Origin of the sequence: Chryseobacterium gleum, assembly GCF_900636535.1 — a bacterium.
Lineage (GTDB): Bacteria > Bacteroidota > Bacteroidia > Flavobacteriales > Weeksellaceae > Chryseobacterium > Chryseobacterium gleum.
The window spans coordinates 5,424,278-5,436,791 of the sequence record NZ_LR134289.1 but is presented as its reverse complement, the minus strand read 5'-3'; the positions used below and the strand labels follow the sequence as shown (position 1 = coordinate 5,436,791).

The following is a 12,514-nucleotide window of genomic DNA, read 5'->3' as shown; positions in this document are numbered from 1 at the left end:
TTTCGGGATTCAAAAGAATAAGATTCCAGATTTAAACAGAAATAATACAGGAATTGTGGAGTTATATAAAAGGCCTATTGAAAAGATTAACCTTTTATTCAGGCTTTCAAAGCTGTTTCTGATATAAATTGTTATGGCAAGCATTTAAGTAATTTCTAATTATTGGCTTCAGATGTTTTCAATTAAAAAAAATGCTTATATTTAAATTTCTTTATAAATTACGTAAAAAATCATGACGATCAAGAGATTATTCGATATTCCACACTACGCTTTGGAGAAATATCCTAAAACGGATATGTTTGTAACAAAGTATCATGGTGAATGGAAAAAAACTTCTACGCAGGAGTTTATTAATGAGGGAAATAAGATATCAAGAGGGTTGTTGAAACTGGGCATAAAACCTGGTGACAAGATCGCTTTGATTACTACAAATTCCCGCACTGAATGGGCAATTATGGATTTCGGGATTTCTCAGATCGGGGTCGTTTCAGTACCGGTTTATCCAAGTATTTCTCCGGAAGATTATGAATTCATCTTCAACAATGCAGAAATTCAGTACTGTTTTGTTTCTGATAAGGAGCTATTGAATAAGGTCATGAAAGTAAAACACAACATTCCGAGCTTACAGGGAATTTTTACTTTTGATAACATCAGCGGCGCGGCCAACTGGAGAGAGATTCTGGATCTGGGTAAGGATGAATCTACACAAATTGAAGTGGATGATCTTTCCAATGCAATCAACACTGAAGATCTGGCGACGATCATTTATACTTCCGGAACCACCGGAAGACCGAAAGGGGTGATGCTTACTCACAATAATATTGTTTCCAACATACTGGGAGCTATTCCGAGGATTCCCAAAAAGAGAAGTTTCGATTACAAAGAAGCGAGAGCATTAAGTTTCCTACCGATCTGTCATATTTTTGAAAGAATGCTGTTCTATCTTTATCAGTACAACGGTTTTTCCCTTTATTTTGCGGAAAGCATTGAGAAAATGGGTGAAAACGTAAAAGAAGTAAAGCCACATTACATGACTGTAGTACCAAGACTGGTAGAAAAAGTATATGATAAAATTTACAATACAGGATCTTCTGCCGGAGGACTGAAATCAAAAATCTTTTTCTGGGCACTGAATTTAATCAGTAAAAAGAAAACCATTTCAAAGCCATCCGGACTTCAGGAAATCATTGCCGATAAACTGGTATTTTCCAAATGGAGAGAAGGTTTAGGTGGCGAAATCGTGACTTTGGTTTCTGGGTCTGCAGCATTATCCACAAGACTCAACCTAATTTTCCAGAATGCAGGAATTCCTATTCTGGAGGGCTATGGTTTAACAGAAACTTCTCCTGTAATTTCTGTAAACAGCTTTGATAAGATGAAGGTAGGAACCGTAGGAGTTCCATTGGATAATCTGAAAGTAAAAATACAGGAAGACGGTGAAATTACCGTTAAAGGCCCATCTGTATTCAAAGGATATTTCCAGAATGAAGAAATGACCAGAGAAGCCTTCACAGAGGATGGGTACTTCAAAACCGGAGATATCGGACATATAGACAGTGACGGATTTTTACAGATCACCGACCGTAAGAAGGAAATGTTCAAAACTTCCGGCGGAAAATATATTGCTCCCCAGACTATTGAAAATTTAGCAAAAGCTTCTAAATTCATTGAGCAGATTATGGTAGTGGGTGATGGTGAAAAAATGCCATGTGCTTTGGTACAGCCTGATTTCGAATTTGCAAAAAGCTGGGCGATGAGAAACAATCTGAACATTGGCTCTACACCGGAAGAGATTGCGAAAAGCCCTGAACTGAAACAAAGAATTGAAAAGGAAATAGAAGGTATCAACGAACATCTTGGGAACTGGGAGAAAATCAAAAAAATTGAGCTTACTCCTGAAGTATGGAGCATTGAAAGTGGATTGCTTACTCCAACATTAAAACTGAAAAGAAAAGCAGTTAAAGAGAAGTTTATTGCTTTGTACAATAAGATGTATGATCATCATGATTAAATACGATCAACCGCTTCATTTTGAGGCGGTTTTTTTATAGGTTTTAGCTAAAGCCAATGGAGAATATGGTATTTTTGATTAAACGGGCTAAAGACAGTTCTTATTGATTCCCATCATTCCGTTTTTTAATCAATTACAACACTATCAATGTCATTCTGTAGAATCCATGTTATGTTGAAAGAAGAACCGAGATTCTACGGAACGGCAAAGACTCTGATTAAATTGTACTGCTATGTTTAGATAAGTTCAGATAAAAAAAAGCTGCTTCATTTCTGAAACAGCTTTTGTATGTGATAAAATCAATAATTAGAATTTAATTACAGATTTCATTTTTTCGTTTTCTTCCATTACCAACTCGTCATCAACAAGGATTTTCCCAGAGTGCTCATCAATAATGATTTTCTTTCTCTGAGCAATTTCCATCTGCTTTTGTGGAGGAATCGTGAAGAAAGATCCTTTTGGAGCTCCTCTTTCCAATCCTACTACAGCAAGACCGTTGATAGAGTTTGTTCTGATTCTGTTGTAAGAAGCCAGTAATCTCTCATCAATTTTAGCTGCGAATTCTTTAGACTGCTCAATTAAATACTCTTCTTCTTTCTGAGTTTCAGAGATCAGCCCATCCAATTCTTCTTTCTTGAACTTCAAGTGGCTTTTCAGATCGTCGATCTTAGCATTCAGTTCGCTTAAAGTTTCGTTTTTGTGAGCAATTTTAGCTCCGAATTCTTTAATTCTTTTTTCAGCAAGCTGAATTTCCAGGTCCTGGAATTCTATTTCTTTCCCTAATGCTTCAAACTCTTTATTGTTTCTTACATTATCCTGCTGAGATTTGTATTTCTCAATTAAAGTTTTAGCATGGTTAATCACTTCATGCTTTGTTTTGATCTGATCTTCCTGATCTTTGATATCTGCATGAAATTTTTCAGCTCTTTTTTCAAGGCCTTCAATCTCGATTTCAAGATCTTCAACTTCAATTGGCAATTCTCCTCTAGTATTTCGGATTTCATCCAATCTTGAATCAATGATCTGTAAATCGTATAAAGCTCTTAATTTTTCTTCAACTGAAATATCGTTGGTTTTTGCCATATTTAAATGAAATAATTTACTGGGTTTGTTTTTTCAATAGATTTTGAAATTGCAAATGTACTAAATTTTTGTGATAAAATTTCAAATAATTGTTGAGTAACAAATTGTTCAGATTCATAATGTCCTATATCACAGATCAGCATTTTAGACTCTGCCAGAAAATAATCATGGTATTTAAGATCTCCGGTAAGGTAAGCATCACATTTTTTGGCGGCTGCAGATCGTATCCCACTGGCTCCTGAACCACCCAGAACCCCTACTCTTTTGATTTTTTTATTGTTGAAAGACGAATGTTTTATGACTTCAAGTCCAAACTTTTCTTTCACAAACCCAAGAAAATCCTTTTCATCCATTTCTTCTTCCAGGTCTCCATACATTCCCAGTCCGGCATGATGATTTTTATTATCCAGACTGTATATCTGATGCGCTACCTCCTCATAAGGGTGTGCAGCTTTCATCGCTCCTACAATCTGTCCCTGTTTAAAGTCTTCAAAAATTACAGAGATCATGTCTTCATCCGCATTTTCACGAATTCCCTGCTGCCCGGAAAATGGATTGGATCCTTCTACCGGTCTGAATGTTCCGTTGCCGTTCACTGTAAAGCTGCATTCGTCATAAAATCCAATGCCTCCTGCGCCGGCTGAAAACATAGCTTCCTTTACTTTTTCTGAATATTCTTTGGGAACAAATACCGTCAGCTGTTTTAAATTATTTTCCTTTGGCTGAAGAATTTTCATATTTTTTAGTCCCAGCTGGCTGCATATTCCATGATTTACCCCAAAGAAGTCATTATCAAATGCAGTATGAACGGCATAGATCGCTACTTTATTTTCAATAGCCTTTAATACGGCTCTTTCCACATAGTTTTTTCCCGTCAGGGATTTTAATCCTGAAAATATAATTGGATGAAAACATACTATGAGATTACAGTTTCTCGCAACAGCCTCATCTACTACATTCTCCAGCGCATCATGGCATACCAGAATCCCGGATACATCGCGGTCATAAACACCACACAACAATCCTACATTATCAAAATCTTCTGCCTGTCTGATACTTATTTCCTCTTCTATCTTTGCGATTACAGTTTTTAGTTTCATTACTTTATATTTTACAGTTACAGCGAAGATATTAATTTTACTAAAAATCCGGAAAAATTTCTACAGCAATAAAAAACCGGCTTTCATCGGCCGGTTCATTTTGATATTAAAAGAATAAAAAAGGCTGTTAATCTTTGAAAAGTGATACTCTTGTAAAGGATTCTATTACTACACCGCAGTTTATATCAGACTCCATAAAAAGCTGATAGCCTTTTCCGGGATCCAGACTCGCAGGGTCTGCAATGGTATAGAAGTAAAAGGTAAGAATGTTACCTGCTCCACTTGAACCGCTTGGAACCAACTGGATAGAGTTAATTTCAAAACCGGAATCAGGATTTTTAAACGTGGCCTTTACAGATCCTGAAGAATTAGATCCGGGAGTAATTGTTGCAATTACCCTCCATACGTGGACCTGACCGTTAATTTCATTTTCCCTCCATTTCCCTGTAGCCGAGACATAAATATTGCTTGTAACTCCAGGAAATGGAACAGTTGTTTCCGGCCAGCTTGTAGTAGGGCTTGGAGCAAAGACCAGCGGTGTGGCATAAAGTACCTGTTGTCTTGGGCCATAGCCACTTCCTGATGCACTTAAACTGAATGAGGGTTTTACATTTGCGTTTCCAGAATTTATTTTAACGACACCGTCGTTACCAGCCTGAGAAGATGTGGGAACAAAAAGCTGTCTCCAGAGGGTACCATCCCAATACTGGAAATTATTCGTTGTCGTATTAAAAATGAGAGTTCCTGCAGTAAGGTTAGCATTAACAACACCTGCAGGAGGTACTGTGGAAGCATTATTATCAGCCAGGTAAGTATCCCGGTCAGTGTCTGTAAGACGAGGAATGAGAATTCCTTTTTGGTTTGAGACTATATCCAGTACTGCGGCACCGTTTGGCGTAGTTGTATTAATCCCAACCTGAGCATACGTAAAACTGCTTATCAAAAAAAGCATAAACAAGGTTAAAATTTTTCTCATGATATAAAGCTTTTGTAGATTAAAATTACAAACTTGGTCTATAAAAATGTTAAAAAAAACATTTTTATATGTCATATTTTATTCGTATTTTACTAAATATAACACATTGAAAAACATATAATTAAGTGCATATAATTCACTTTTTAATGATAGAAAATTCATTAACATTTGCAGAATTCTTTTAACAATCATATCTTTACCCTATACTTTACAGAAATTACTAACTTCGCTGTGAAATAACCCTATAGAAATGGAAAGAGAACATAATCTTGTTCCTGAGGACAAACTTTGGAAAAGATACCTTTACCGGATAATTTACCGCTCCGATACAAAGCTTGGAAAACTCTTCGACATCATATTATTGTCTTTAATTCTTGTAAGTACTGCTATTATTATGATGGAAAGCGTACCTAAACTTGATAAAAGGTTTCATTATACTTTCCTGATCCTTGAATGGGTAATCTCTATTTTCTTCACCCTGGAGTATTCTATGCGGATTGCTGTAGTAAAAAATAAACGCAATTATATATTCAGTTTTTTTGGAATCATAGACTTTCTTGCTCTTGTGCCTTTTTACCTCAGCTTTTTCTTTCCGGTCACCAAATATTTCCTGATCTTCAGAATGCTGAGAATGCTGAGGATATTCAGGATTTTCAATTTACTTGATTTCATGAATGACGGCTACTTAATTGTGAGGGCATTAAAGAACAGTTCCAGGAAAATCTACATATTCCTTCTGTTTCTGATCATTTTCTCCGTTATTGTAGGTTCACTTATGTTTATGGTGGAAGGCGGGAGACAAGGTTTTGAAACGATACCGCAATCCATCTACTGGGCAGTGGTTACTGTGACCACCGTAGGATATGGTGATGTGTCTCCTATTACGCCTTTAGGAAAGTTTTTTGCGGTTGTTCTGATGCTGGCAGGTTATTCCATTATTGCAGTTCCTACCGGTATTGTAACAGCGGAGATGAGAAACAAAAGACAGAACCTGGAAATGGTATGTGAACGGTGTGGTAATGATGACATTGATGATGATGCAAGGTATTGCAAGAAATGTGGCAAGAAATTAGCTTAACATTTGATATAAGTAAAATTTATTCACCAAATACCACAAAATCATGGAACCGAAAAAGAAAAACAGACCGAATAGCCTAGTACTTATTCTTTTTGCACTGGTAGTGCTGATGATCGTCATTTATTTTATCTTAGTAATGTTCTTCCCTACTGTTTTTGATCTTATGAATAAGGGAGACATACAGCCGGTGCCCAACAAATGATCAGTAATAAGTTATGAGGTAATAATTGATCATAAATGATCATCAAGATAAAATAAAAGATGAGTGAAATGTTTCACTCATCTTTTATTGATCAATTTAACTTAAATCATCATCAATAAAAAATGACGGGTCATATGATCCGCCATTTTCTTTTTATTTAAATGATTAATTACTTTTTAATCGCTTTAATGGTGTGCTTGGTACCGTCTTTCATTTCCAGAGTTACTAAATAGACACCTTGCATTAAATCCCTCAAATGGATTGCAGATTCAGGGTTCGCAATAGTTTTCACCAGTCTTCCTGTAGTATCTGTTACCAATATATTTTTAACATTCTTGCTGTCAGAAATATTTAAAACATCTGTAAACGGATTAGGATAAACCTGGATCGTATTCTTCGCTACAGCAACTTCGGATGTTGCAAGGTTGGCGTTGTTAATACTAATATCATCGATATACAGATAATACTGGTCAGAATCTGAATATGCATTAAATCCAAAGAAATACACACCTGTTACAGGAACTGTAAATGTCACAGATTCTGTGTGAGCAACGCCATCATTAATTGAAGGATAATCTGCTACAGAACCTGTCATCGCTGCTGCATCCGGTGAAGTTCCGTAGGCTACTTTCAATTTTTCAACATAGGTTGATGAGTTATTACCATACTTATAGCTGATCGTATACTGCACTCCTGCTGTTAAATTCAGTCCTTGTGTAAAGAACCAGGTATTGGCAGCGCTGGAAGAGTTATAATGATACTTCAATACATTAGTCGTGAATCCCTGGCTGTCAGAAGGTGGATCTGACGTTTCCCAATTATTTCCTGTTCCCACATTAACATTCACGGTACAACCTGGAAGCGCCGGAACAGTAACATTTTCAAAATCTACAGTATAAGGAAGACCGGTACTTGAACATAATGTTGTAAATGAAGCCGACTCACTCCATACACTTTTACTGGTAGCACTACATGCAGATCTAACCCATACATAATAAGCAGTAGAAGCTGTTAAGCTCGGAATATTATAGGTAGTCGCAGTAATTCCTGTGAAATTAGGTGTAGTTGCGGATGTAGGTGCTGTATTGGTTGTACTATAATAAATATCATATCCGTTCGCAGGTACGGGAGTTGCTCCTGTCCAGGAAACTGTAGCTCCAGCTGCACTTAGATTGGAAATGACTAGTGCGCTAGGTTCACTACAAGCCGGTGCAACATCTATATTGATATCATCCACATATAATTTATTCATATTAGCATCAGAATAAGCCTGGAATCCAAAATAATAAACACCTGTAGAGGTCGGTGTGAAGTTTACAAAGGTACTGGTAGCTGCACTGGTGACAATATTCGGGTGATCTGCTAATGTATTAGTCATTGCTGCACCTGTAGCCGAAGTTCCGTAAGCTACTTTTAACTTTTCAGCGTACACAACTCCTTCTGCATTTGCATATTTATATTTGATTCTGTAGGTAACTCCTGCGGTAAGGTTTATTCCATTTGTGAAGAACCAGGTATCGGCACTATTGGCATAATCATATGAATACTGAAGTACATTTCCCGTAAATCCTTGAGCATCAAGGTCACCTGTTTCCCATATATTCCCTGAACCGTCATTAACCACTGAGGTACAATTCGGCAGATCAGGAGGTGTTATACTTTCAAAATTCAGAGTATATGGCACTCCTACAGCAACGCAGGATGTCATAAATGTAGCCATTTGGGACCACGCACTTTTATCTGTAGCAGTACATACGGAACGTACCCATACATAATAAGTAGTTGCTGGTGTAAGTGAAGGCAGGTTGGTACTTAATCCTGTGCTTGATCCTGAAGCTACCGTAGAAGCAGTAGGATATGTGCTGGAAACTGAATAGTAATATTCATATCCAACACCTGGTGCAGAAGATGGTGCCGTCCATGCTATCTGAGCTGAATTAGCTGTAACTGAAGATGCCGTTAAAGCAGTAGGGGCCAAACAGGTTGGAGCCGATCCAATTACCACTGTATAATCATGGGCTTCACCATAGCCTCCTGTATTACAAGGGATAGGTTGACTGGAATAACGATCTCCTACCCTCATTCTGTAAGTACCAGGAGTAACGGTAGAAGGTATTGTTATAAGCCCGGAAGTAATATTTTCTCCTCCTACAAGAGTACTGCTTGCAGACGCAGCAAGCTCAGGAGCTGCATCATCAAAAGTTCCGTCATTATTAAAATCTATCCAGATGCGTACATTCTGATTACTGTAATTGTGCTTAACGCTAAAATCATAACTTAAACCTGCATTCAGGTTGATTGTCATGGAAGTGTAATCTCCGTATGCATTCGTGGAGCATCCAGTATTCGAATGATCAAATCCGGCTGCCGGAATTTTAAAAGAATCTATCATGTCCCCTCCATCACAGCCACTGGCAAACTGTGGTGTACAGTAACTCTGTGCTGAGGATAAAAAGCCGGTTATTAAGAAACCAACAAGTAAAAAATTTCTCATATAAAAACAGTATTAGTTGATCAAATCTAGTGAAAATCAGCAACAAAAAAAATTATTTATTTATAATATGACAACAAATGTAAACTTTCCTTCAACAAAAGACAATTCCACTCATAAAAAAAGACTGCTCAAATTGAGCAGTCCTTTTTTCCATATCATTTAAAAGTCACTTATCTTTTAATTGCTTTAATGGTTTGCTTAGATCCGTCTTTCATATTCAAAACAACCAGATATAATCCTTCTTTCAGATCTCTCAACTGAAGTTCAGAAGAAGGTTTTTCAATTGTTTTAATCAATCTTCCGGAAACATCAACAATTGAAACTGATTGTACTTTAGAAACATCAGAAATTGTTAATGTATCAGTAAACGGATTAGGATATACATTAATCTTATTCTCTTTCACAGAAGTTTCAGAAGTTGCCAAGTTAGGATTTTGTTTTATTTCAACATTATCTAAAAGAACATCATCATAGAAGTATCCGTTACCATTTACATTTTTATTTACAGTAAATCTTACCTGAATAGTAGCCCCGATATAAGAAGCTGCTAAAGGAACAGCAACTGTTCTCCATTGATTCAGGTTTGTATTATCACTAAAGATCTCTATCCAACCATTTCCATCATTTACCTCTACAGTAAGTTTATTGTTATCATAAGTAGATGGAGAAACTGTAGTAGAAGTTGATGTTGAATGATTTTTAAACCAGTCAAAAGAAACAAGCGGTGCAGTTAATCCTGCCAGATTCACAGAAGGAGTAACCAATTGCACTGTATTCACTCCTGCTCCGCTATATGGCGAACTTGCATCTACCCAGGCGTAAGTACCTGCCGGTCTTCCATTGTTAGCTGTATTTGCACCATAATCTGCTGATCCTGAGAATTTCCAGAAAAGATTCGCATCAGTAGTAGTTGCCGTCGGATTTACATTATTCCAGCAGCTTGGAGCAACTCCTGCATCAAAGTTTTGAGAGAACGGAGCTGTTACTGCGTTACAAAGTGTAGTGAAAACAGTTGCCGGAGAAGTCCAGACACTCTTATCAGAAGCACTACATACAGATCTCACCCAAACATAGTAGGTTGTAGAAGCAGATAACCCGGATAAAGATGCTGAAGCTGTAGTGCTGGTTCCCGAAGCAGTTGTAGAAGCTGTAGGAGCAGTACTGCTTGTAGAATAATAATATTCATATCCATTTCCAGGAGCTGCAGCAGGAGCAGTCCATGAAACATTTGCGCCACCGTTTGTAATAGCAGAAACAGTAACACCTGATGGTTCTGAACAAGTAGGAGTAGCGTCTATATAAATATCATCAACATAAATCTGGTTCATATCCGCGACAGAATAAGCCTGGAATCCAAAATAATAAATACCAGTTGCGCTTGGTGTAAAATCTACGAAAGCACTTGTGGCTGTTCCACCGGTAATATTAGGGTAGTCAGCTAAAGTATTTGTCATAGCTGCACTTGTAGCTGACGATCCATAAGCAACTTTTAATTTTTCAGGATATTGTGTCGTTCCTGTTGAATTTGCATATTTATATTTGATTCTGTAGCTAACACCGGCTGTAAGGTTCAGTCCTTGTGTAAAGAACCACGTATTAGCAGCATTAGTGCTGTTGTATGAGTAGTTAAGTACTTTTCCTGTAAAGCCAGTAGGTCCAGTTGCTGTTTTCCAGAGATTTCCAGAACCACTATTAACAACTGTTGTACAGATAGGTAAAGCAGGCGTCGTAACATTTTCAAAATCTAAAGTATATGGTAAGTTGGTAGAAGTACATATTGTTTGGAAAGATCTTACCGTACATGCTGTAGCCGGCCCTGTAATATTAGCAGTATATGCAGTAACAGAGTAATAATAAGTTGTTGAAAAATTTAATGGAGAAGTGAAAGTATAAGATGTATTAGCTCCACCAGCAATATCCGTATCTAAAATATCATTACCACCTGAAGTTGTTCCAACTTTTAACTTGTAGCCTGTAGCCCCATTTACAGCATTCCATGTTATTGTAGGGTTTACGCTTACTCCTGTAGCACTGGATGCCGGAGCGGTAACTGTAGGACAAAGACCTAATGTTGTAAAGTTAGCTGAACTTGACCATACTCCTTTATCTGTTCCGTTACAATTTGCTCTCACCCAATAATAATACTGAGTTGAAGGAACCAGACCGGATAAATTTGCAGTTGTTATTCCGGCACCTACAGAACCTGAAGGAGTAACCGTTGAAACAGGTGTAGTGGAAGATGTAGAATAATAATATTCATATCCATTACCTGGAGGCGTTGTTGAAGCAGTCCAGCTTATCGTTGCGGTTTCAGGAGTTAAAGCAGAAGAAGAAAGACCAGTAACTGTACTTGTACAATTAGCCAATGTTGTAAAAGATCCTGTAGAAGCATAACCACTTCCTGTTCCTGCAGCATTTGGAATATGAGAGTAAACAGATTGCACCGAACCATTTAAAGCTTGTACCTGTACCTGATAAGTTGTATTCTGCGCCAGCCCTGTAATTGTGGCAGAAGCAGCAGAAACCGGATTACCAGCGAAGTCAGTCCAGTCACAACTTCCAACCGCTCTATACTGGACATTGTAAGCTGTTGCTCCTGTTGGAGCAGTCCAGTTGATTGTCGCAGCATTATTAGCAATTGCAGTTGCAGCAGCAAAAGTTCTTACTGGTGCCTGCGTACCTGGAGTCCATTTATACTGCAATCCGGCCGGAATTTTAACACTTGCATTGGTTGTACTGGAGAACAGCATAGTGCTGCTATTAGCACTACCGGTAACAGCTTTAGACCAGTCGCAGGTAGTACCGGAAGGTATATTTCCAATCATCAGAGAGTTAACATTTGAAGCGTAGGTAGTACTATTACCCCTTATTCCTACCTGAGGTGTACTGTTGGAGGTACTGGTTCCAGGATCTGTACAGTTTCCATATATGATTTTGATTTCTCCGGTAGCATACACAAGACGGATTTGAAAATTCAACCTTTCAGTAGATCTGTTGCTGTAATTGGCATGATCCTGCCACTGTACTACAAACTCAGTTCCCAGATCCTCATATCTTACTTCATGATTTCCGGGTGGCTGTGTTGTATCTGACGATGAAAAACCTCCATCCTGCCCAAAGGCTGAAATAGCTCCTGTTGTTGATCCCAGAGATGACAATGGAGTATAGTTTGTCCCTGAAGGTGCAGCTCCAAAGGCTATAAATCCATTAGCACTCACATAACATGTAGTCATCGCAACACCTCCAAAATTAAAAGGGGAAGAAAGAGGAATTGCCGCAGATACGTCATTATCATAAGTTGTATTATTTCCCACCGGAAATAATTTTGTACCTCCTGTAATTGAGGTGTAAGTCACCCCCGTACTTTTAGAAAAAGTATAGTTGGCGATGTTGGTTTGTGCATAGACTCCCATACTTAAAGAAGCCAGACACGAAAGTAATAGTTTCTTCATAAAATAGTAATAATAAAAGTTAGGGCGGTAAATGTATAAATATTAATTTAATTTTTAAAAGAAATACCAAAAAAATATCATAAAATTTTAAATAAAAACAAATAAAAAGAGTATAAAA

Annotated in this window: 8 protein-coding genes; 3 read left to right on the top strand and 5 right to left on the bottom strand. The window is 37.6% G+C overall.

The genetic code is table 11. From position 1 onward, the window contains the following. Window positions 1-232: 232 nt before the first annotated feature. Entirely contained in the window at window positions 233-2,011 is a 1,779-nt protein-coding gene (locus tag EL165_RS24940; protein WP_002980717.1) for an AMP-dependent synthetase/ligase, read from the top strand. Window positions 2,012-2,317: 306 nt separating this feature from the next. On the opposite strand, the gene EL165_RS24935 is transcribed toward EL165_RS24940, so the two are convergent. The 3 genes from EL165_RS24935 to EL165_RS24925 all read right to left on the bottom strand — a co-directional run bounded on the left by EL165_RS24935 (window position 2,318) and on the right by EL165_RS24925 (window position 5,170). Further along, complete coding sequence (locus tag EL165_RS24935; protein ID WP_002980719.1) at window positions 2,318-3,094, bottom strand: zinc ribbon domain-containing protein; 777 nt, start codon at window positions 3,092-3,094, stop codon at window positions 2,318-2,320. 2 nt (window positions 3,095-3,096) lie between these two features. After that, window positions 3,097-4,194 carry a Nif3-like dinuclear metal center hexameric protein gene (locus EL165_RS24930; protein WP_002980720.1) on the bottom strand — a complete coding sequence of 366 codons (1,098 nt, stop codon included), beginning with the start codon at window positions 4,192-4,194 and terminating at the stop codon, window positions 3,097-3,099. A gap of 127 nt (window positions 4,195-4,321) precedes the next feature. After that, entirely contained in the window at window positions 4,322-5,170 is an 849-nt protein-coding gene (locus EL165_RS24925; protein ID WP_228370537.1) for a hypothetical protein, read from the bottom strand. A gap of 250 nt (window positions 5,171-5,420) precedes the next feature. Here EL165_RS24925 and EL165_RS24920 point away from each other — a divergent pair, with 250 nt between their 5' ends. Beyond that, a complete protein-coding gene (locus EL165_RS24920; RefSeq protein WP_002980724.1) occupies window positions 5,421-6,248 on the top strand; it encodes an ion transporter in 828 nt (275 codons plus the stop codon). A gap of 43 nt (window positions 6,249-6,291) precedes the next feature. Next, on the top strand, window positions 6,292-6,450 hold the full coding sequence (locus EL165_RS26025; RefSeq protein ID WP_002980726.1) for a hypothetical protein: 159 nt from the start codon (window positions 6,292-6,294) through the stop codon (window positions 6,448-6,450). Between the two features lie 169 nt (window positions 6,451-6,619). Here the strand turns inward: EL165_RS26025 and EL165_RS24915 are convergent, their stop codons facing one another. Both EL165_RS24915 and EL165_RS24910 read right to left on the bottom strand, forming a co-directional pair. Then, window positions 6,620-8,944 (bottom strand): GEVED domain-containing protein, encoded by a 2,325-nt coding sequence (locus tag EL165_RS24915; RefSeq protein WP_002980728.1) that lies wholly within the window; start codon window positions 8,942-8,944, stop codon window positions 6,620-6,622. A gap of 170 nt (window positions 8,945-9,114) precedes the next feature. Then, the gene (locus EL165_RS24910) at window positions 9,115-12,396 is read right to left on the bottom strand and encodes a fibronectin type III domain-containing protein (protein WP_002980731.1); all 3,282 of its coding nucleotides are present in this window, start codon (window positions 12,394-12,396) and stop codon (window positions 9,115-9,117) included. Between the last annotated feature and the right edge of the window lie 118 nt (window positions 12,397-12,514).

Coding starts and splice junctions, on each gene's coding strand:
- EL165_RS24940 (WP_002980717.1), top strand. CDS start 233: ATGACGATCAAGAGATTATTCGATATTCCACACTACGCTTTGGAGAAA.
- EL165_RS26025 (WP_002980726.1), top strand. CDS start 6,292: ATGGAACCGAAAAAGAAAAACAGACCGAATAGCCTAGTACTTATTCTT.
- EL165_RS24910 (WP_002980731.1), bottom strand. CDS start 12,396: ATGAAGAAACTATTACTTTCGTGTCTGGCTTCTTTAAGTATGGGAGTC.
- EL165_RS24930 (WP_002980720.1), bottom strand. CDS start 4,194: ATGAAACTAAAAACTGTAATCGCAAAGATAGAAGAGGAAATAAGTATC.
- EL165_RS24925 (WP_228370537.1), bottom strand. CDS start 5,170: ATGAGAAAAATTTTAACCTTGTTTATGCTTTTTTTGATAAGCAGTTTT.
- EL165_RS24920 (WP_002980724.1), top strand. CDS start 5,421: ATGGAAAGAGAACATAATCTTGTTCCTGAGGACAAACTTTGGAAAAGA.
- EL165_RS24915 (WP_002980728.1), bottom strand. CDS start 8,944: ATGAGAAATTTTTTACTTGTTGGTTTCTTAATAACCGGCTTTTTATCC.
- EL165_RS24935 (WP_002980719.1), bottom strand. CDS start 3,094: ATGGCAAAAACCAACGATATTTCAGTTGAAGAAAAATTAAGAGCTTTA.